18 protein-coding genes are annotated in these 20,306 nt (G+C 57.0%); 16 read left to right on the forward strand and 2 right to left on the reverse strand.

Going from position 1 to position 20,306, the window contains the following annotated elements:
- Positions 1-6: 6 nt before the first annotated feature.
- Positions 7-297, reverse strand: coding sequence for a co-chaperone GroES (locus AVTE2539_RS11935; protein ID WP_005799501.1), 291 nt, complete (start codon positions 295-297; stop codon positions 7-9).
- 363 nt (positions 298-660) lie between these two features.
- Between AVTE2539_RS11935 and AVTE2539_RS11940 the strand changes: the two genes are divergently transcribed.
- The 16 genes from AVTE2539_RS11940 to AVTE2539_RS12015 all read left to right on the forward strand — a co-directional run bounded on the left by AVTE2539_RS11940 (position 661) and on the right by AVTE2539_RS12015 (position 18,447).
- Positions 661-1,032: a DUF2304 domain-containing protein gene (locus tag AVTE2539_RS11940; protein WP_272567478.1), complete on the forward strand. Its 372-nt coding sequence runs from the start codon at positions 661-663 to the stop codon at positions 1,030-1,032.
- On the forward strand, positions 1,029-2,513 hold the full coding sequence (locus tag AVTE2539_RS11945; RefSeq protein ID WP_284396522.1) for a mannose-1-phosphate guanylyltransferase/mannose-6-phosphate isomerase: 1,485 nt from the start codon (positions 1,029-1,031) through the stop codon (positions 2,511-2,513). The genes AVTE2539_RS11940 and AVTE2539_RS11945 overlap by 4 nt, the downstream gene beginning before the upstream one ends.
- A 119-nt stretch (positions 2,514-2,632) precedes the next feature.
- On the forward strand, positions 2,633-3,928 hold the full coding sequence (locus AVTE2539_RS11950) for a nucleotide sugar dehydrogenase (protein ID WP_284410887.1): 1,296 nt from the start codon (positions 2,633-2,635) through the stop codon (positions 3,926-3,928).
- A 20-nt stretch (positions 3,929-3,948) separates the two neighbouring features.
- Complete coding sequence (locus tag AVTE2539_RS11955; RefSeq protein ID WP_284410889.1) at positions 3,949-4,899, forward strand: Gfo/Idh/MocA family oxidoreductase; 951 nt, start codon at positions 3,949-3,951, stop codon at positions 4,897-4,899.
- A 4-nt stretch (positions 4,900-4,903) separates the two neighbouring features.
- Complete coding sequence (locus tag AVTE2539_RS11960; protein ID WP_284410891.1) at positions 4,904-5,719, forward strand: ABC transporter permease; 816 nt, start codon at positions 4,904-4,906, stop codon at positions 5,717-5,719.
- Between the two features lie 2 nt (positions 5,720-5,721).
- Complete coding sequence (locus tag AVTE2539_RS11965; protein WP_284410893.1) at positions 5,722-6,471, forward strand: ABC transporter ATP-binding protein; 750 nt, start codon at positions 5,722-5,724, stop codon at positions 6,469-6,471.
- 21 nt (positions 6,472-6,492) lie between these two features.
- On the forward strand, positions 6,493-7,083 hold the full coding sequence (locus AVTE2539_RS11970) for an acyltransferase (protein ID WP_284410897.1): 591 nt from the start codon (positions 6,493-6,495) through the stop codon (positions 7,081-7,083).
- A 19-nt stretch (positions 7,084-7,102) separates the two neighbouring features.
- Entirely contained in the window at positions 7,103-8,191 is a 1,089-nt protein-coding gene (locus AVTE2539_RS11975; protein WP_284410898.1) for a DegT/DnrJ/EryC1/StrS family aminotransferase, read from the forward strand.
- 19 nt (positions 8,192-8,210) lie between these two features.
- Entirely contained in the window at positions 8,211-9,716 is a 1,506-nt protein-coding gene (locus AVTE2539_RS11980) for a glycosyltransferase (RefSeq protein WP_284410899.1), read from the forward strand.
- Between the two features lie 4 nt (positions 9,717-9,720).
- Positions 9,721-11,589, forward strand: coding sequence for an asparagine synthase (glutamine-hydrolyzing) (asnB, locus tag AVTE2539_RS11985; RefSeq protein ID WP_284410901.1), 1,869 nt, complete (start codon positions 9,721-9,723; stop codon positions 11,587-11,589).
- On the forward strand, positions 11,582-12,214 hold the full coding sequence (locus tag AVTE2539_RS11990) for a PIG-L deacetylase family protein (RefSeq protein WP_284410903.1): 633 nt from the start codon (positions 11,582-11,584) through the stop codon (positions 12,212-12,214). The genes asnB (AVTE2539_RS11985) and AVTE2539_RS11990 overlap by 8 nt, the downstream gene beginning before the upstream one ends.
- Positions 12,199-13,068: a UDP-3-O-(3-hydroxymyristoyl)glucosamine N-acyltransferase gene (locus AVTE2539_RS11995; protein WP_284410905.1), complete on the forward strand. Its 870-nt coding sequence runs from the start codon at positions 12,199-12,201 to the stop codon at positions 13,066-13,068. The genes AVTE2539_RS11990 and AVTE2539_RS11995 overlap by 16 nt, the downstream gene beginning before the upstream one ends.
- A 108-nt stretch (positions 13,069-13,176) precedes the next feature.
- Positions 13,177-15,063, forward strand: a complete 1,887-nt coding sequence (asnB, locus tag AVTE2539_RS12000; protein ID WP_284410907.1) for an asparagine synthase (glutamine-hydrolyzing) — start codon at positions 13,177-13,179, stop codon at positions 15,061-15,063.
- Positions 15,064-16,224: a glycosyltransferase family protein gene (locus tag AVTE2539_RS12005; RefSeq protein ID WP_284410910.1), complete on the forward strand. Its 1,161-nt coding sequence runs from the start codon at positions 15,064-15,066 to the stop codon at positions 16,222-16,224.
- Between the two features lie 4 nt (positions 16,225-16,228).
- Positions 16,229-17,371 (forward strand): glycosyltransferase, encoded by a 1,143-nt coding sequence (locus AVTE2539_RS12010; protein ID WP_284410912.1) that lies wholly within the window; start codon positions 16,229-16,231, stop codon positions 17,369-17,371.
- Positions 17,368-18,447, forward strand: a complete 1,080-nt coding sequence (locus AVTE2539_RS12015) for a glycosyltransferase (RefSeq protein WP_284410914.1) — start codon at positions 17,368-17,370, stop codon at positions 18,445-18,447. Before AVTE2539_RS12010 ends, AVTE2539_RS12015 begins: the two co-directional genes overlap by 4 nt.
- A 9-nt stretch (positions 18,448-18,456) precedes the next feature.
- Here AVTE2539_RS12015 and AVTE2539_RS12020 read toward each other — a convergent pair whose 3' ends face one another.
- Positions 18,457-20,244, reverse strand: a complete 1,788-nt coding sequence (locus AVTE2539_RS12020) for a glycosyltransferase (RefSeq protein WP_284411608.1) — start codon at positions 20,242-20,244, stop codon at positions 18,457-18,459.
- Positions 20,245-20,306: the final 62 nt, after the last annotated feature.

Here is a 20,306-nt window from a genome sequence, read left to right on the forward strand (position 1 = left end):
GAAGGCTTACTTTTCGACGACTGCGAACAGGTCGTCTTCCTTCATCACCAGCAACTCGTCGCCCTTGACCTTGACGGTCTGGCCAGAGTACTTGCCGAACAGAACGCGGTCGCCGACCTTCACGTTCAGAGCGATCAGTTCGCCCTTGTCGTTCTTCTTGCCGGGACCGACGGCCAGCACTTCACCTTGATCGGGCTTTTCAGCGGCGTTGTCGGGGATCACGATGCCGGAAGCGGTCGTGGTTTCGCTTTCAATGCGCTTGACGATCACGCGATCGTGCAGGGGGCGAAGGTTCATTGCATCTCTCCTGGTTCAAAAAAGGATTGCGACATCAACAACGCGCCCGCGGAGTGCGGGCGCTTTCTGACTTCAGCGGCCCGGCGCCAGGGTTGCTAGCACTCGGTCGCGTCGAGTGCTAATGATACGGGCATTCTTTTGCATTTCAAGAGGGGGCCTGTCAGTGGGAGTGCGGCGCGCCCACAGGAAGGACGCCGGCTGAGGGATGGATGGGGCGTGCACCTACAATACTGACCTCCTTGAGGCCGGAGGTAATTCGGCGCCCGCAATCCGCTTGGCCTCCAAGCAGGGATGGGCGCTGTTCTCGGCGGTGCTCTCAATCAAACGCCCGATGCGGGTCAGATCCATAGATTCGGGAGTCCAATGGCGTCTTTGCAAGCAACCACCGCGCTGATGGGCATCGGCCTGGCGGTGCTGATCCTTTACCTGATCCGCAGGGATCACCTGTATCTGATGCACGGCCTGTTCTGGGTGGTGGTGGCTGGGGCCGCTGCCTTGCTGGGGGCCTGGCCGGGGTTGATCGATCGTCTGGCCAAGCTGCTGGGCATCAGCTATCCCCCCGCGTTGCTGCTGCTGCTGGCCAGCATGGTGCTGCTGGTGAAGTCGTTGCATACCGACATGGTGAACACCCGCATCGAGAGGGATGTCCGCCGGTTGAACCAGCGGCTGGCCCTGTTGCAGGCTGACAATGAAAGCCTGCGCGCGCGCGTGATGGGCGATGGAACGCAGCCATGACCTTGGCGCAGCCGCTGTTGCCGGTCATCCTGTGCGGCGGGTCGGGCACGCGTTTGTGGCCTCTGTCGCGGGAGGCCTATCCCAAGCAATTTCTGGCGTTGGCCGGCGCCAGCACCATGCTCCAGGACACGGCACTGAGGCTGCAGGGGTGGGCGCCGGAGATCGGCGTCGCGCCCGATCCCATCCTGGTCTGCAACACCGAGCACCGTTTCATCGCGGCCAGCCAGTTGCTGGCAGTCGGCATCCGGACGGCACGCATACTCCTGGAGCCCGAGGGGCGCAACACCGCGCCTGCCCTGACTCTGGCCGCCTTGCAGGCATGCGCCGGAGGCGATGATCCGATCATGCTGGCCATGCCGGCCGATCACGTGGTGAAGGATCTGCCCGCGTTTCACGCCGCGGTCCGGCGGGCCCATTCCATGGCCCTGTCGGGCGGACTGGTGACGTTCGGCGTCGTGCCGGACCGGCCGGAAACCGGCTATGGCTACATCCAGTGCCATGCGGCGGGCCCGGAGGGTGCGGGCATCCACCGCATCGCCAGCTTTGCCGAGAAGCCCGATGCCGCGACCGCGCAGCGCTATCTGGACGCGGGCGATTATTTTTGGAACAGCGGCCTTTTCATGGTGCGCGCCAGCCAGTGGTTGGACGCCATCCGCGCTTGTCGCCCCGACATCCTCCAGGCTTGCGAAGCCGCGATGGAGGGGGCGCAGCGCGATCTCGATTTCATCCGGCCTGACGCGGCGGCCTTCCAGGCCTGCCCTTCGGATTCCATCGACTACGCCGTGATGGAACGGCTGCCGCTGATGCCGGAGATCGGCATCCCCACGTTCGCGGTCGCGCTGCAGGCCGGCTGGTCCGACCTGGGCGCCTGGGATGCCCTGTGGAGCGTGCTGCCGCGGGACAGCGAAGGCAACGCCACCGTCGGCGATGCCCTGCTGGAAGACAGCCAGAACACGCTGCTGATGTCCACCCACCGGCTCGTGGCCGGCGTGGGGCTTGACCACATCGTGGTCGTAGAAACACCCGATGCGGTCCTCGTGGCCGACAAGCGCCGTACCCAGGACGTCAAGCACATCGTGGCCCGGCTGAAGCAGGCAGGGCATGCGCTAGCCCACCACCACCGGAAGGTGCATCGGCCGTGGGGCTGGTACGACGCCGTCGACAGTGGCGAACGCTTTCAGGTCAAGCGCATCGTAGTGAACCCGGGCGCGCGCCTGAGCATGCAGATGCACTACCACCGCGCCGAGCATTGGGTGGTGGTGCGGGGCACCGCCGAGATCACCAATGGCGACGACACCTATCTGCTGGCACAGAACGAGTCCACGTTCATTCCGGTGGGCCGCCGTCATCGGCTGGCCAATCCGGGCAAGACGCCTCTCGAAATCATCGAGGTTCAGTCGGGCGACTATCTGGGCGAGGACGACATCGTCCGGTTCGACGACATCTACGGGCGCTCTACCGGTGCCGAAGGCGTTTCATGAGGGATTGGATTGCCTTTGCGACCGTCGTGACGATTGTCAGGCCCGCGCGCACGCATTTCCCGGCGTGCGAGCAGTGCGGCACCCGCACTTGACCCTCCCCATTCTTCCAACATAAAAACATGAATCTAGAACAAGCAAGGATCGCCGTGATCGGGCTCGGCTACGTGGGCCTGCCTTTGGCGGTGGAGTTCGGCCGCAAAAGGCCGGTCATCGGCTTTGACATCAATGCCTCACGCATCGCCGAGTTGCAATCGGGCCAGGACGGCACACTGGAGGTGACCCCCGAGAACCTGCAAGCCGCCAGCCACCTGCAATACAGCGCCAATCCGGAGGACCTGCGCGATTGCAAGGTCTTCATCGTGACGGTGCCCACCCCGGTGGACAAGGCCAACCGCCCCGACATGACGCCCCTGGTCAAGGCGAGTGAAACGGTGGGCAGGGTCATGCCGGACGGCGCCGTGGTGATCTACGAATCCACCGTGTACCCCGGCGCGACAGAAGAAGTGTGCGTGCCGGTGCTCGAACGGCTCAGCGGCAAGACCTTCAACACGGACTTCTTCTGCGGCTACAGTCCGGAGCGCATCAATCCGGGCGACCGGGTCAATACCCTCACGAAGATCAAGAAGATCACCAGCGGCAGCACTCCCGAAGTGGCCGACGCTGTGGACGCCCTGTATGCCAGCATCATCACGGCTGGCACCCACAAGGCCAGCAGCCTGAAAGTGGCCGAAGCGGCCAAAGTCATCGAAAACACCCAGCGCGACTTGAACATCGCCCTGGTGAATGAGCTGTCCGTCATCTTTGAACGGCTGGGCATCGACACCCTCGACGTGCTGGAAGCGGCCGGCAGCAAATGGAACTTCCTGCCGTTCCGTCCCGGTCTGGTGGGCGGGCATTGCATCGGCGTCGATCCTTACTACCTGACGCACAAGGCCGAGGAAGTGGGCTACCACCCGCAGGTCATCCTGGCCGGGCGGCGCATCAACGACAACATGGCGCGCTACGTAGCGCGCAACACGATCCGCCTCATGCTGAAGAACGGCATGGACGTGCCCCGCTGCCGCATCGGCATCCTGGGCATCACGTTCAAGGAAAACTGCCCGGACATCCGCAACAGCAAGGTCGTGGACATGGTGCGGGAGTTTCTGGCGTGGGGCGCGGACGTGGTGATCGCCGATTCCTGGGCCAGCGCGCAAGAGGTGGACCACGAGTACGGCCTAGCGCTGGGCCGTGTCGATGCCGACCATCCGGTCGATGCCCTGGTGGTAGCGGTCGGCCATAACGAATACCGTCAGGCCACGCCCGCGGAGCTTCGCTCGTACTGCCGTGGCGCACAACCTGTGCTGGCGGACGTCAAAAGCCTCTACCACCGCGGGCAGGCCGTCGAGGCCGGCTTCACCGTCTTTCGCTTGTAATTCTCTCCTTCGGATCCGCCATGAAAAACTTCGCCCTCATCGGCGCCGCCGGTTACATCGCGCCGCGCCACATGCGTGCCATCAAGGACACCGGCAACCATCTGGCCGTGGCTTACGACATCAACGACTCGGTCGGCATCATCGACAGCATTTCGCCGCAGAGCGACTTCTTTACTGAGTTCGAGCGGTTTGCGGAGCATGCGCACCAACTCAAGCGCGATCCAGCCACCGCACTCGATTACGTGTCGATCTGCTCGCCCAACTACCTGCACCATGCCCACATCGCCGCTGGCCTGCGCCTGGGGTGTGATGTCATCTGCGAAAAACCGCTCGTTCCCACGCCGCAATTGATGGACGAACTGGCGCGCATCGAGCAGGAGACGGGCCGGCGAGTGTTCAACATTCTCCAGTTGCGCCACCATGAAGCGATCCTGAAGCTGCGCGACAAAGTGGCTGCGGCACCCAAGGACACCAAATTCGATGTCGAACTGACCTACATCACATCGCGCGGCAAGTGGTACCTGGAGAGCTGGAAGGGCGACCCGCGCAAATCGTTTGGCGTGGCCACCAACATCGGCGTGCATTTCTTCGACATGCTGCACTTCATCTTCGGAAAGCTTCAGGACAACCGCATTCACCTGAGCGAGGAAACAAAGGCCGCCGGCTATCTGGAATACGAACGCGCCCGGGTGCGATGGTTCTTGTCCATCGATGCCAACGATCTCCCGGACGAAGTCAAAGGCAAGAAGCCCACGTACCGGAACATCGATGTCAGCGGCGAGCAGCTCGAGTTTTCCGAAGGCTTCACCGATCTGCACACCACCAGCTACCGCGAAATCCTGGCGGGCCGAGGGTACGGCTTGGCGAATGCGCGGCATTGCATCGAAACGGTGGACGTGATTCGCAGCGCGTCCATTGCGGCCGATAAGGATGAGCGTGTGCATCCCTTCGTGCGCAACAAGGGGTATTGAGAGCATGCAAGCTTCTGGTTTGAAGCCGCTTTCCCAACTGCAATTGCTTTTAGGGGATGTCCGGGGAGCCCTCAGGCTTTGGCGTTTTTGGCTGCACTTGGGCCTTGAAGACATTCTCAAACAATATCGCCGCTCGTTTCTCGGTCCGATATGGATTTCGATCAATACCGCGATTTTTATCGGCGCATTTGGATTGATCGGTTCTCAGGTCTTCAAGATCGATATTCAGACGTATTTGCCTTTTTTTTGCGTCAGCCATATTCTTTTCCTATTCATTTCGCAATCCATATCAGACAGCTGCCAAACATTCATGGCAGCCAGTGCATTTTTAAAGCAGACCCCTTACCCTAAAACAGCGTTCGGCCTGCGGGTAATCTGGCGAAATCTATTGATGATGGGGCATAACATTCCTATCGCGATGATCGTGCTTTTTGCTTTCGGTGGTTTGAATGAAATCAAAGTAATGCACTTCATCTTTGGATTGTCTTTTACGATCCTGTGTGCATCGCTGCTATCGTGCGTTTTGGGTGCACTTTGCGCGCGTTTTCGCGATATACCGATGATAGTTACCAGTTTGATGCAGATCGCTATGTTCCTCACGCCAGTCATGTGGCAACCATCGCAGTTGAGTGAGCGGGCCCAGTTGATCGTTCATATCAATCCCTTGGCTGCCTTTCTTGACTTGGTACGCGCTCCGGTATTAGGCCAATCCGTAGGCATTTACAGCTATTTGATGGCAGGGTGTACCTTTATCCTGCTGTTGATCGCTTTCTTTACTATTTTCCTGAAGAGCCGCCGCAGGCTCGTATATTGGCTCTGAGCATGGCAAGCATTGAACTGGAGCAGGTTAACGTTGATTTCCCACTGTTTTCTTCAAGGTCCCGCGGCCTGTTGAATACCCTTCTGGGAAAAGCCCAAGGGCATAGGGGACGGATCGAGGATATTGGTGGCGGCGCCATTGCAGTGCGTGCCCTGCGCGATATTACTTTATCGCTCAAAGATGGAGACAGGATGGGGCTTGTCGGCCGCAATGGCGCGGGTAAGTCCACCCTGTTGAGGGTTTTGTCCAGCGTTTATGAGCCTACCTCTGGTGTACTGAGGGCCTCTGGAAATGTATCCTCGCTGATCGACCTGATGCTGGGCATGGACCCTGACGCCAGTGGTTACGAGTTCATCGCCACGCGTTGCGTAGTCATGGGCATCGGCAGTAAAGAAGCAAAAGCGCTGGTCCCTGATATTGAGGAATTCACCGAACTTGGTGACTACCTTCACTTGCCTGTGCGGACCTATTCATCGGGCATGCTGCTCCGTTTGGCATTCGCTGTTTCTACCGCCATCGCTCCAGATATTTTATTAATGGATGAAATGATCGGAGTAGGCGACGCGCAATTCATAGACAAGGCGCGTGGCCGTTTGGAAAAGATGATGAGTAAGGTCAGGATTTTGGTTCTTGCCTCGCATAGCGACCCCATTTTGAAAACGTTCTGCAATCAAGGCATATGGCTGAATGAGGGGCAAATTCGTATGCAAGGAAATATTGAAGATTGCTTGGCTGCATACCATGCAAGTTAAGTGCCTATAAGGAGCCATTACTTGAAAGCAGCATGTTATACCGCTCACCCGACTGCCATCATAGACGACGGTGCTCACATAGGCGCTGGCACCAGAATATGGCATTGGGTGCACATCTCAGCGGGAGCCCGGATCGGCAATGGATGTTCTTTTGGGCAGAATGTATATATCGGTAATGATGTGCTGATCGGAAATAACGTCAAGGTACAGAATAACGTCAGCGTTTACGACGCCGTGGTGTTGGAAGACGACGTCTTTTGTGGGCCAAGTGTTGTTTTTACCAATGTTTATAATCCCCGCAGTGCGGTGGTGCGAAAAAATGAGTATAGGAAGACCATTGTTCGTCAAGGTGCCACATTAGGAGCTAATGCCACAGTGGTCTGTGGTATTACGATTGGTACCTATGCTTTTATTGCGGCTGGGGCTGTCATCAATCGAGATGTGAAGCCCTATGCGCTCATGGCCGGGGTGCCTGCACGCCAAATTGGATGGATGAGTGAGCGAGGGGAGCGCCTTAATCTTCCTCTGGAAGGAAATGCTGCTGTGGAGTGTCCAGAAGAGGGTGGTGTGTATACCCTTAACGGCGATCAACTCTGTCGCACCAATCAATAACGGCCTAGGAGGGCGTTAAATGGAATTCATCGACTTGAAGGCGCAATATCAGCGCTTGAAAAATAATATTGACGCGCGAATTCAAAAAGTACTGGATCACGGTCAATATATATTGGGGCCAGAAGTCAACGAACTGGAAGAACAGTTGCAGAGCTATACGGGGGCAAAATATTGCATTACCGTCGCCAATGGAACCGATGCGCTTCAGATCGCCCAGATGGCATTGGGTATTGGGCCAGGTGATGAGGTCATCACGCCAGGATTCACCTACATTGCCACGGCTGAAACGGTGGCCCTTCTGGGTGCTAAACCTGTTTATGTGGATGTATCGCCAGATACCTATAATTTAAATCCTGAACTGCTAGAAGCGGCAATCACTCCTCGTACGAAGGCAATTATTCCAGTCAGCCTATATGGGCAGTGTGCAGATTACAAAGCAATCAACGAAATTGCTGCACGCCATCAAATTCCGGTGATTGAAGATGCAGCGCAAAGTTTCGGCGCAACTTATCATGGAGAAAAAAGTTGCAACTTGACGACCATTGCATGCGCTAGCTTTTTTCCGAGTAAGCCATTGGGATGCTATGGCGATGGCGGTGCGATCTTTACCAATGCCGAAAATCTGGCCTTGGCGATGCGGCACATTGCAAGGCATGGTCAAGATCGGCGGTATCACCATATTCGAGTCGGTGTCAACAGTCGTTTGGACACACTCCAGGCGGCCGTTTTGCTTGAAAAAATAAAAGTATTCGATGAAGAGATGGATCAGAGGCAACGTGTGGCCTACCGCTATCTCGAAATGTTCAGTGAGATCGGGATCTGCCCACCCTATATAGCGCCAGAATGCAAAAGTGCGTGGGCTCAATATACCGTGCGATTTGAGAACAGAGAATTGGCTCAGCAAGTGTTGGCTGAAGAAAAGATTCCATTTGCAGTCCACTATCCAATCCCTCTTAACAAGCAACCCGCGGTAGTTCAGCCCGATGCAAAATTACCGGTAGGTGACAGGCTTGCAGCAGAAGTTCTTAGTATTCCGATGGGCCCCTACCTTGATCAAAAAGATCAGTTGAGAGTGGTTCGAGCACTGGCTTCGATAAATAAAAAATGAGAGTGTGGGAGTAGGAGTGATGAGAAAAACTGTATTGATGCTTGATCATGAACCGATGCTCATTGATCGAAGAATTGTTCTTGAGGGCAAGAGTCTTGTGGAAGGTGGTTATACAGTTTATCTGGCCACGCGTGGCGATGGGAAAAAGCCATCTGTAGAAAATGTACACGGCATTGAGATCAGAAGATTTTGCGATGCACAAGAAGAGGCGATTTCAGATCCTAAAAGCCCGGCAGGAAGAAGAGAAGCCTCACGTCAAAAAATCGAATCCTGGATCAGGTGCGCTGGTAATTACACGTTGGAGAAGAAAATCCGTGGAAGTCAGCCCACGCTACTCAATTCCATTGGCTATGCGCTTGCATGGCCTCCGGCACTCGCCCATGTCTTAAGACTACGCCTTCCGATTCTCAAGCGATGGCTTGGTCGGGCTTTTGAGCCGTTGGTCTACATGGGGATGCTTAGATTTGATTTTGTGGCGCCATATTTTACGCTGGCGTTTTACCTGATTAAAAATCCGGCCAAGAAACTTGGTGATTCTCCAGCAGACGATGAAAATAGCTGGGAATACAAGCTGAAGACGTATGCCATGGCTTTAAAGCCTGACATTGTTCACGCGCATGATTTGCCCAATCTTGAAATGGGATGTCAAATTGCTGAGCAATTGAAAGCAGTGCTTATTTATGATGCTCATGAGTTGTATCCGTTTCAATATTTTTCCGATGAAAAGCAAAAAACAAAACTCCTGAATCTTGAGCGCAGGCTGATTGTGCGTGCTGACGCGGTAATTAGCGTTAATCAGCAGTGTGTGGATGTGCTGTCTAGAGAATATGGCATTTCAAATGCCATCCCTGTCACCAATGCAACGGAATCTCCGCCCAATTTCGATCCGCTAGAGCGCAAGAAGAAATGGCATGAAACTTTCGCCCTTCCAGAAACCGTACGTATCATGGTTTTTCAAGGCGGTATCAATCCCGTCAGAAATGTCGACCCTCTTGTTCAAGCACTTGTCCATTGTGACGACAATATTCATATTGGATTCATCACTTATAAAAAGGATGTGCCCTACTACGAGCAGATGACTCGCAGTCTTGGGGTGCATCACCGAGTTCATTACATTCTGGAAATACCCTGGGACGAGGTGAATGATTGGCTGGCATCTGCTGATGTTGGAGTCATGCCGTATCAAGTGACCAATTTCAATGCGCAAATAGCCTCTCCCAATAAATTGTATGAATTCGTAGTGGCGGGTCTTCCTATTATTGCGAGCAGCGATTTAGTGAATGTTCGTAAGGCGGTGGAAGAGGACGATCTTGGAATAGTGACGCTGTTGAAAGAGGTTGATTCTTACATATGGCTGATTAAAGCGATGTTTGATCACCCTGAAGGTCCAGAGCGATTCCGTTCGAGCGTTTTGGCTGCCAGGCATAAATATCTTTGGTCGAATGAATCCCCGAAGGTTTTAGCTTGCTACGAAAAAATCTCGGATATCAATTTCGTTCCTAAAGCGGTAGCTAACGCTCAATAAAATCATGTGTGGAATAGCAGGCATCATTTCTGAAGACTCGGAGCAGACAAAAGAAGTCGCATGTCGTCGCATGATCGAATCATTGCTCCATAGAGGACCTGACGGACACTCGGTGGCAATTAAAGACTCAGTTGGGCTCGCGCATGCGCGGCTGGCAATCGTTGATCTCTCGGTGCATGCCAATCAACCCATGCGGAGTCATGCCACCGGAGCGATCATTGTATTCAATGGCGAAATTTATAATTACAAAGATATCCGCAATGAATTACTAGGTAAAGGGGTGTCATTCAAGACGTCTTCGGATACCGAAGTTTTGCTTTCCGCTTATGATCATTGGGGTGAGCAATTCATTGAAAAGCTCAATGGCATTTTTGCTTTTGCCATTCATGATGTGCGTCGGCAGTGCGTATTGCTGGCAAGGGATCGATTGGGCGTTAAGCCTTTGTACTGGGCGCGTGAGGCAGGGCGGATAATTTTTGGTTCTGAGATAAAAGCGCTAGCAGCTTCTGGTTTTGTTCAGCTTCGCGTTGATCAAAATGCATTTCTTGAATATCTTACTTTCCAGAATAATTTTCAAGAGAGAACACTCTTTAACAAAGTTGAATTGTTTCCCGCAGGATCTATTGCGCGTATTGAATCAAGTGCGTTGACCGTGAGCATGAGGAAGTTCTGGCAGGCTTCATTTTTGCCTAGCAAAGCCTCTGCACAAGACATTAAAACCAGCCTTCATAGTGCTTTGCGATCGGCCGTAAGCAGCCAGACGCAGGCAGATGTTCCCGTCAATTCTTTTCTGAGTGGCGGAATTGACAGCTGTGCAATCGCGGCCATTGCGTCAAAAAATTTCGATCGAATCAAAACATTCACTTGTGGTTTCATGCTGGAAGGTGTGACGGCCAACGAGCAGTTGTTTGATGAAAGGCTCAGCGCGGAGTCTGTCGCCGCGAAGATAGGCAGCGAACATTACGAAACAGTGCTGGGCGAGCATGATTTTCTCGCCGATATGCATGAGTGGGCTTGGCATGCAGAGGAACCTCGCGTTGGGTCGAGTTTTCCTAATTTTTGCGTCTCTCGGTTAGCTGCAAAATTCACGAAAGTTTGCCTCTCGGGTACGGGAGGGGATGAGTTGTTTGCCGGATATCCCTGGAGGTACCGGCCCGCTGTTTCTTCTTCCAATTGGGATGAGTTTGTTGGCTCATACTACGGCTATTGGAACCGCATGGTGTCTGCGAGTGACCTTCGTGCGTTGGTCGGTGCCAATGAAAATAATCAATATCAATCGCAAGCAGTTTTTCGGGAATTGATGGACAGCGCACGAAAGCGTGTCGAGGGTTCAGGTAATCAATTTCTTGATGCCTCCCTTATCTTCGAATTGGAGACTTTTTTGCATGGACTGCTCATCTCTGAAGACAAGGCAAGCATGGCCCATGGTTTGGAGGTTCGGGTCCCCCTTTTGGATAACTCCATCATCGATCTTGCGTTCTCCATTCCTGCTGAAATGAAAGTTTCGATGCAGGCCAATGCCTCTGCAGGTACGTATGGCAGTGCGGGTGTATCTGTAATGCCCCATTATGCAACCGGGAAAAAAATTCTTCGTGAAGTGTTGTCACCTTATGTGCCAGAGGCTATTTCCGGTGGACGCAAGCAAGGGTTTTCGCCTCCATTTGAAACTTGGTTCCGACGAGACCTGAGCGGCTGGATTGAAGGCGAGGTGCTTGGATCAAGCTCTCCTCTGCGTGATTATCTGGACATTGGTGTGGCTTCCAGAATTTGGCGAGAACATCTGTCAGGTGAAAAGAATCATCGTCTTTTTGTTTGGGGCCTGATTGCTCTTCATTTATCGATTGCAAGTTTCATGAGGCGAGCGAATGCGTAAAAAGGTATATCTGGTTTTAGGTCCTCACACCGACGACGGTGAATGGGGGTGTGGAGCCTCCATTGTGAAATGGATCAAAGAGGGACATACGGTTCACTACGCGGCATTTTCGGCTGCCGAAGAGTCCGTGCCTGACGGTTTACCTCCAGACATCTTGCGCAAAGAAATCGTGGATGCCATCGCCGTCCTGGGCATATCGATTGAAAACCTGAAGGTTTTTACTTTCAGAGTGCGACACTTTCCTCGGGATCGCCAAGAAATTTTGGAAGCCATGGTGGGGCTGCGCAAGCAGATCAAACCCGATGTGGTGGTGGTTCCTAGTTCGTTCGATACGCATCAGGACCATGAGGTCATCAGTCAAGAGGCTTTCCGAGCGTTCAAGCGATGTACCATTCTTGGCTACGAGATACCTTGGAACAACCGTCGGATCGATCTGACTTTTTTCAACGGCGTTGATCGTATTTGTTTGGATGCCAAGGTCGCATCGATTGCTGCATACAAGTCGCAAGCCTTTCGTGCGCCCAATTTCCCCGATTTAATTAATAGCTTGGCTATTCAGCGCGGTAGTCAGGCGGGCTTAGATTTCGCAGAAGCATTTGAGGTGATCAGATGGGTAGAAAGTTAAAAAATTCCATTGAGTTGGCTGAAATTGCAAAGACTCTTCATTTACCCTTTGTTGGCGAAAATATTTTCGTCGACGCTGTTGCAGCACTTTCTGACGCCAAGGCGGGCAACCTCTCTTTTGCAAAGAATGCGGATTGGGTGAAAAAGGCCCCTTCTGGCGTAGCGCTGCTATGCCGCAAGGATGATGCGACATCGGGACATTCATTAATATTCTCAGATAACCCCAGGCTTGATTTTGCCAGGGCGCTCACTTATTTGGAAAATCAAGTGGGATTCGAATGGAGCGTTGCGGCTCCAGCCGTTCATCCATCTGCAAAGATAGGTCGTAACGTGGTCTTGGGTGATGGCGTTTCTATCGGTCAAGGCTCTGTTGTTGCCCATAATGTAGTGATTGGCCCAGAGGTCATGATCGGTGATTTTTGCACCATCAAATCAGGCGCGGTGATCGGGGAGGAGGGATTCGGGTTCGAGCGTGATTCCGTTGGGCGGGCAGTGCGATTACCCCATGTGGGCAGCGTGAAAATTGGCAACAATGTTGAGGTGGGCTCGTTAACGACCGTTTGCAGAGGCACCCTTGGACTTACTACGTTAGCGGATGGTTGCAAAATCGATGATCACGTCCATATTGCACATAATGTTTATATTGGTGAAGACGCTTTTGTGATAGCCTGTGCGGAGGTTAGTGGGGGCGTTCGCATTGGCGCTCGGGCTTGGATCGCTCCTAATTCTGCGTTGATGAATCAGATTGACATAGGGCCAGATGCAGTGGTTGGTATCGGCGCTACAGTCCTTAAAAATGTGGAGGCAAACAGTGTCGTGGTTGGAAACCCTGCAAAGCCTATGAAAAACAAATAAGAATGAGCACGCAATGGTGATGAGCGTAATTCTGATTGATTCGATGAAATCAGTTAAATTGATCAACCTTGGTAAATTTCATTCAAGACGCAAGCACTGGTTATAAATATGTGTGGTATAGCTGGTTTGGCGCTCTCCGATACGACAGAATTTGCCGCTGAGCGCATGCAGCGTAGCTTGCAACTTCTAAAGCGCCGAGGTCCGGATAGAAGCTCCACATTTCAATTCCAATGGTGTGAAAAAACCTTGATGTTGGGCCATACGCGGCTCAGCGTTATTGATTTGACAGAGGCTGCCGCTCAGCCGATGAATTCGCCTGATGATCGATTCACACTGGTTTTTAACGGCGAAATATATAACTACAAGGAACTTCGATCTGAATTGACAGCCGCTGGGAGGCGGTTTCGCTCTGCGTCAGATACCGAGGTGCTTTTGCAAGCGTGGGCACATTGGGGTGAAGCAGCGTTGACGCGCTTCGTTGGAATGTTTGCCTTCGTCATTTTCGATCGCGAAACAAGTACTTTATACGGCGCTCGCGATGCCTTTGGGATCAAGCCGTTTTATTACAGCGCCAGCGGTGCCAGTTTCGTTTTTGCGTCAGAGATCCCTGCGGTTCAAGCGCTGCGTTCCACTGCGCCGAAGCTCGATTTACAGACCTCCTACGATTATCTTGTGCACGGAAATTACGACGCGGGGGAGCGAACATTCTTCTCTGACGTCCTGGCCTTGCCCGCAGGTCACCAATTCACCTATGATCTGCGGTCCAATGTCTTGCAGATAAAGCCTTGGTGGGCACCAAAGATCACACTGGTAGAACCTATTGCATTTAGCGATGCTGCGGATGGGCTCAGGAATCATTTGTTGAACAGCGTGCGCCTGCACTTGCGCAGCGATGTTCCTCTCGGCGCGGCACTGTCTGGTGGACTGGACTCCTCGGCCATCGTCGGGTGCATGCGCCACCTCGAACCTGATGTGCCCATTCACACATTCAGCTTTATCGCTTCTGGCAGCGCAGTATCCGAAGAGTGCTGGGTCGATCAAGTGAACACCCAGGTCGGCGCGGTGGCTCACAAAGTCAGCATTGCTCCCAGTGAACTGGCCGCCGACCTCGACGACATGATCGCGGCGCTAGGCGAGCCCTTCGGCAGCACGAGCATCTACGCCCAATACCGGGTTTTCAAATTGGCGCGGGAGCACGGCATGACCGTCACTCTCGACGGGCAGGGGGCGGATGAACTGTGCGGTGGTTATGTGGGCTACCCAGGGCCGCGAGTGCGCAGTTTGTTGGATGGTGGGCATTGGCTCGGTGCACTTTCGTTTCTTGGCAAATGGGGGCGATGGCCTGGCCGAGCGGGCTTGGACGGCCTGAAGGCCGCCGTTGCCGAATACACCTCTGACGCGGCCTACCAAGCTCTGCGCCGCATGAACGGGGCCAGTGCCAGCCCGTCGTGGATTGACGCGCATGTTCTGGCGGACGCCGGTGTGACCCTGCGGTTCCCGCGGGAGTTGCCGTCTCAAACTGCTTCAGAACGCCGCATGGTGGCTGAGCTGGCCCGCTCGCTGCACGGCGTCGGTCTCCCCGGGCTTCTGCGCCACGGCGACCGCAATTCCATGCGGTTTTCAGTAGAGAGCCGGGTGCCTTTTTTGACGACGGAGCTGGCCGACTTTCTGTTGACGTTGCCGGAGGAATACCTGGTGTCGCCCCAGGGCGAAACCAAGCATTTGCTGCGCCGCGCCATGCGGGGCCTCGTGCCGGATGAGATTCTGAACCGCCGGGACAAGATCGGCTTTGCCACGCCCGAACAAGCATGGCTTTTGCAGATGGCGCCGCAGGTTCGGGAGTGGCTGCGGTATCCGCTGAATTTGCCATTCCTCCGCCAGAACGAAGTGCTGAAGGCTTTCGATCAGGTCGTTGCGGGACAGCGGCCGTTCAGTTGGCAGGTTTGGCGCTGGATCAATTTCACGCGCTGGTATGCGCAGCATTTCGCGGGTTGAGTGACTGTGGCCCGTCTGCTGCTGTTGTCGCTTTCGCCCATCGCGTCCGACCCCCGCGTGATGCGCCAGTACGAGGCGCTGAGCGATGCGCATGATGTCCATGTGATGGGCTTCGGTGCGTGCCCGCCCGGGGTGCGCCATTTCACTGCCGTGGAGCAGCCGCGTGCGAGCCGCATGGGGGTTTTACGCAATGCGCTGCGTTTGGCCTTTCGCCGCTACGACGCCTATTACTGCCAGCACCCCCAGATTCTTGCGTTGGAGAAGGCCGCGGCGCATGTGCCGGCCAACTTCGACCTGGTATTGGCCAACGACGTGATGGCTTTGCCCATGGCGTTGCGGCTGGCGGGCAAAGCCCCGGTGTGGCTGGACGCGCACGAATATGCGCCCCGCGAATTCGAGGACCTTTGGGTGTGGCGCACGCTGCTGGGGCCTTTTTTCGATGCCACCTGCCGGGAAGCGCTACCGCGTGTGGCGCGCATGAGCACCGTGTGCGCGGGCATCGCACGGGAGTATGAGCGGTGCTATGGCGTGCCGGCGTCTGTCATGCCCAATTGCCCCGAGCCTCAGGCATTGCCCGTGCAGCCGACACGCGCCGACCGCATTCGGCTGATCCACCACGGTGCAGCCATCGCCTCGCGCAAGATCGAGGTGATGATCGATCTCATGGACCATCTGGACGATCGCTTCAGCCTCGACCTGATGCTGGTGGAGCAAGATCCGGCCTACCTGGCCGCGTTGAAGCAACGGGCCGCTCGGCACGCGCGCATCCGGTTCATTCCGCCCGTGCCCATGCGCGATATTGCGGCGCACACGAACGGCTATGACATTGGCCTGTTCCTGCTGCCGCCCACCAATTTCAATTACCTGCATGCCTTGCCCAACAAATTCTTCGAATTCATGCAGGCACGCCTGGCCATTGCCATCGGTCCTTCGCCGGAAATGCAGGCCCTGGTGACGGAGCTTGGCTGCGGCGTGGTCAGCGGCAGTTTCGAAGCAGCAGACCTGGCCGCGCATCTCTCGCGCCTCACGCCCCAAGACATCGATGCCATGAAGCATGCTTCGGACTCGGCCAGCCAGCGCTTCAATGCGGCGGCCACCCGCCAATGGCTTCTTGACGAGGTGGATGGCCTTCTGGCCGGCCGTGCAAGCGCGGTCCACTGACCCCATGCGCGCACTTGTTTTAGGCACCCAGTCGTTCATCGACGGCGGAACCAAGGTGGGCTCGCAGCATCTTGCGCAAGCGCTGGCGGCGGAGGGGTGGTCGGTGGACTATGTGCCCACGCTCTCGTCGCCCGTCGATGTGGTGGGGCGCCAGCGCCATGCCAGGCTGGCGAGGGCATGGGGGCATGGGCTGCGGCAGCGCTCGGTGGGTATTTCTCAAGGCCTCACCGAATGGAGCCTTCAGTCGATGTTTCCCGCGCATCGGCTATTTCTGCGCTGGCCCTGGCAACTGGCAGCGTATGGCCAACGGTGCCCGGCCCTGCTGGGCAGCGTGACTTTCGATGCATGTATTGCCGACGTGGCCCCCAACATGTTGCTGATGCGCCAGATCAAAGCCCGCGCGAAGGTCTGTCGCCTCAACGACTGGCCGCAGGGGTTCGCCCGCGATCTGCATCCGGTGCTCGTCAACGCGCTCGAATCCATGGTGGGCGGCTCTGAGTTCGATGAAGTGTGGGCCGTCTCCGAACCCCTGGCGGAATATGCCCGGGCGCTGAATCCGCAGGGTGAGGTGGTGCACATTCCCAATGGGGTGGAGGCGCGGCTCTTGGTGCCTGAGTCCCAAAGCCCGGTGGTGCGGCAGCCGCGCAGCGCGGTCTATGTCGGTGGGCTGACGGCTTGGCTGGACATCGGTTTGCTGTGCCAGGCCGCGCGGTTGCTGCCCGATTGGACCTTCGGGGTCTATGCGCCCGGCGCGCCGGAGCAGCAAGGATGGCCTGCAAACCTGCATTGGCGCGGCAGCGTGGGCCGCACAGAGCTGCCAGCGGTTCTGCAAAGCCATGAAGTGGGCCTGATTCCTTTTCGCGAGGCCGAGGGCCGCATGCGCTATGTCGAGCGCCCTCTGAAGTTCTATGAATACATCGCAGCCGGATTGGGCGTGGCCAGCACCGATCTGGGCGCTTTGCGCCACGGAATGGGTGATCTGGCCTGCTATGGCAACGATGCGCGGGCATTCGCCGATGCCATCGTGCATGCCCGGGAGCGCGCGCGTGCCCGCCCTGCGAGCTTCGCGAAAGACTTCGTGCAAGCCCATGACTGGAGTACGCGCGCCCAGACCATGCTGGCCCGTCTGGAGATGTTGCTGGCATGAAAAACTACCTTCTCTACGACTTCATGCAGGTGGCCGGAGGCGCGGAGCGTGTCACGCTCACGCTGGCGGAGGCGTTTCCGGAATTCCAGACCCTGGTCAGCCGTTGCTATCCGGAGGCCCAACCCCTGCTGGATGGTTCTGCCGCCAAGGTGCAGGAGCTGCGGGGTGGCTGGTCTGCGCGGCTGCCGCGTATTTTGGAGAGCCTGTGGTGCTTCCGGTTCCGGGCCGAGCGGTTGCAGAATGCAAACACCGTGCTCTACAGCGGCTTCTATGCCCCGCTGGCGGTCTACCAGCAGCGATCTGGCCGGCGCCTCTACTATTGCCACACGATTCCCCGATTCGCTTACGACCTGTACGACAGCACGCTGGCAGGCTTCCCGTTCTGGCTCCGGCCTTTCTATGCGGTATTCGTGCGTTGGTTCCGGGCGCAGTACGAGGCGGCCATCGGGCGCATGGACCGCATTTTCGTGAACTCGGAGAACGTTCGCGCACGGCTCCAGCGGTATACCGGGCTGGATGCCGAGGTGGTCTACCCCCCTGTGGCCACACAGCACTTTCGGTTTTTGGCTGATGAAGGCTACTACCTCTCTACCGCACGACTGGTGCCCAACAAGCGGGTGGATGTGATCGTGCGGGCTTTCCTTCAGATGCCCGATCGCTTCCTGGTCGTGCTCTCTGGCGGGCCGGAACTGGAGCGATTGAAAGCGATCGCCGGAGAGGCTCCCAACATCCGGTTCACCGGCTGGCAGGCCGATGAGGCGCTGAGGCGCTGGGTGGGTAATGCCCGGTGCGTGATCTACCTGCCGGTGGACGAGGATTTTGGCATGTCGCCCGTGGAGGCCATGGCTGCAGGCAAACCCGTGATCGGTGTGGCCGAAGGGGGGTTATTGGAAACGGTGCTGCCCGGCGAAACGGGGGTGCTCATCGCACCCGATCCCGCCCCCCAGGCGGTGATGGACGCCGTGGCACGGATTGAGCAGATCCATGGAGAGAGACTTTCTGCACAATGCCGGCAACGCGCCAGGCGATTCACCGAAGCCGCCTTCATCGACCGAATGCAGGCGATCCTGCGATAGGTCCTGGGCTCAGTCGGCCGAGCCGCGGGTTCGCCAGTGCGCGATGCACAGCAGCGACGACACCGCAACGTATCGCAGCGCATTGGCCCAGGACTGGAAGATCTTCGACCGGTCTACCTTGGCGGTGTGCATCGGCAAGGCGACTTCCTTGATGCGCAGGCCCTGACGCCGCATCAGCAGCAAGGTGCCGATGTCCTGATAGTCGAGCAGCGTGGCCTCGGTGGACACCGCCACTTCAAGGGCTTTGCGGTTGTACAGGCGAAAGCCGGACACGAAGTCGTGCAGCGCAAACCCCGTCAGGAACCGGAACCAGCCCCACGCCAAACGGCGCGCCCAACTGGTTCGGGTCGCGAAATGGCTCACCACCACATCGCCTTCTTCGCGCCGGGACAGCAGGCTGGAAATTTCTTCCACCTCATAGCGGCCTTCCGCATCGATGGTGATCACCGCGTCGTAGCCACGGGCCAGCCCGTAGCGCAGCCCCGTTTGCAAGCTGCCCCAGGTGGTCATCGCCAGCAAAGGGCGCAGCACCCGGGCGCCGGTACTCTCTGCCAGATGGCAGGTGCCGTCCGTGCTGCGGTTGTCCACCACGAGCACGTCGGCCCCCACCAGCGCGCGAACGCGCTGGATGAGGTGCTGGATGCTTGCTGCATGGTTACGGGTGGAGATCACCACGAGCACGCGTGGATTGGGCGCGGCCGGCGTGCTGCCCAGGGCCAGGTACTGGTATTGGTGCGCCAGCGCACGTTCGCACTGGGCAATGTCGAAATGCTGGAGCAGCGCCTGGTAACCCGCCTCGCCGAACTGTGCGCGCAGCCGCGTGTCGTGCTGCAGGCGGGCCAGGGTACTGCGCCAGCTCTCCACGTCTTCGATGGGCACATGCAGCCCGGCATGGGCGTAGGCCACCACCCAGGGCATGCCGGAGCCGGGCAGTTCCGTGACCACGCAAGGGCGCTTGTGCATCATGGCCTCCAGCAACACGATGCCGAACGCCTCGGTGCGCTCGCGCGACGCCAGGCAAAAGACGTCGCAGCCTTCCAGCAAAGCGTGCTTTTCCGCATCGAGCACCGAGCCGACCAAGCGCACCGCGGGTTCTCGGCCGGCTGGCGTGGTATCCCGGATCAGGGCCTCCAGCGACACCCGCAATTCGCCTTCGCCGGCGATCACGAGTTCGACCCCCGGCATGGCCTGCACTGCCTGAATCAGTGTCTCAAACCCCTTGTAGTAGGTGAGCCGGCCGATGGACAGAAGCCGCAGCTGGGTTTCGGGTCTCCATTGCAGCCCACTGCGCAAGGTAGCGGGCGGGGGAGGGCGGCGCAGGTTGATGCCCAGCGGAATGACCTCGCACTTGCTGCGCCACGGCTGCAGCGCACGGCTGGCCTCCAGGTAGGGGGGCGACGTGGCGAAAATCAACTGCGCCCGGTCCAGCACCGCGTGCTCGAACGGGCGGTACAGAAAATACGCCATCGCCACGGACAACTTGATGTCCGAGACGACGATGTCGGAATGCCAGTGCACCACGCACGGCACCTTGCGGGCCGCAGGCAGCGTCAGCGCCCACAGCGCAGAGTTGTTGGGCAGGTGCAGGTGCAGCACATCGGGCTGAAAGCGCCGGATGGCCCTTCCCAGCGCCGAGCGAAAGCCCAGGGCGATGGGCGCATAGACCAGGTTGAACTGCACCGGCACCCGCACCAGCCAGGGAGGGTCGTCCGGCAAGGGGGCTCCGTGCACCAGCGCGAACGCCTCGATGCCCTGGGCCCGCTGGGCTTCGATGAGGTCGGCCAGGAACACTTCCATACCGCCCAGATAGGGCGGAAAGAACTTGCCGATGTGCAGGACGCGCAGTGCCACGGGGGTCT

This window comes from Acidovorax sp. SUPP2539, from assembly GCF_030158975.1.
Lineage (GTDB): Bacteria > Pseudomonadota > Gammaproteobacteria > Burkholderiales > Burkholderiaceae_C > Paracidovorax.

Excerpts from the sequence above, each read along its gene's own strand:
- AVTE2539_RS11950 (WP_284410887.1), top strand. The coding sequence starts at position 2,633 with ATGAATCTAGAACAAGCAAGGATCGCCGTGATCGGGCTCGGCTACGTG.
- AVTE2539_RS11975 (WP_284410898.1), top strand. The coding sequence starts at position 7,103 with ATGGAATTCATCGACTTGAAGGCGCAATATCAGCGCTTGAAAAATAAT.
- asnB (WP_284410901.1), top strand. The coding sequence starts at position 9,721 with ATGTGTGGAATAGCAGGCATCATTTCTGAAGACTCGGAGCAGACAAAA.
- AVTE2539_RS11935 (WP_005799501.1), bottom strand. The coding sequence starts at position 297 with ATGAACCTTCGCCCCCTGCACGATCGCGTGATCGTCAAGCGCATTGAA.
- AVTE2539_RS11940 (WP_272567478.1), top strand. The coding sequence starts at position 661 with ATGGCGTCTTTGCAAGCAACCACCGCGCTGATGGGCATCGGCCTGGCG.
- AVTE2539_RS11990 (WP_284410903.1), top strand. The coding sequence starts at position 11,582 with ATGCGTAAAAAGGTATATCTGGTTTTAGGTCCTCACACCGACGACGGT.
- AVTE2539_RS11960 (WP_284410891.1), top strand. The coding sequence starts at position 4,904 with ATGCAAGCTTCTGGTTTGAAGCCGCTTTCCCAACTGCAATTGCTTTTA.
- AVTE2539_RS12020 (WP_284411608.1), bottom strand. The coding sequence starts at position 20,244 with ATGGAAGTGTTCCTGGCCGACCTCATCGAAGCCCAGCGGGCCCAGGGC.
- AVTE2539_RS11955 (WP_284410889.1), top strand. The coding sequence starts at position 3,949 with ATGAAAAACTTCGCCCTCATCGGCGCCGCCGGTTACATCGCGCCGCGC.
- AVTE2539_RS12015 (WP_284410914.1), top strand. The coding sequence starts at position 17,368 with ATGAAAAACTACCTTCTCTACGACTTCATGCAGGTGGCCGGAGGCGCG.
- AVTE2539_RS11965 (WP_284410893.1), top strand. The coding sequence starts at position 5,722 with ATGGCAAGCATTGAACTGGAGCAGGTTAACGTTGATTTCCCACTGTTT.
- AVTE2539_RS11995 (WP_284410905.1), top strand. The coding sequence starts at position 12,199 with ATGGGTAGAAAGTTAAAAAATTCCATTGAGTTGGCTGAAATTGCAAAG.
- AVTE2539_RS11980 (WP_284410899.1), top strand. The coding sequence starts at position 8,211 with ATGAGAAAAACTGTATTGATGCTTGATCATGAACCGATGCTCATTGAT.
- AVTE2539_RS11945 (WP_284396522.1), top strand. The coding sequence starts at position 1,029 with ATGACCTTGGCGCAGCCGCTGTTGCCGGTCATCCTGTGCGGCGGGTCG.
- asnB (WP_284410907.1), top strand. The coding sequence starts at position 13,177 with ATGTGTGGTATAGCTGGTTTGGCGCTCTCCGATACGACAGAATTTGCC.
- AVTE2539_RS12010 (WP_284410912.1), top strand. The coding sequence starts at position 16,229 with ATGCGCGCACTTGTTTTAGGCACCCAGTCGTTCATCGACGGCGGAACC.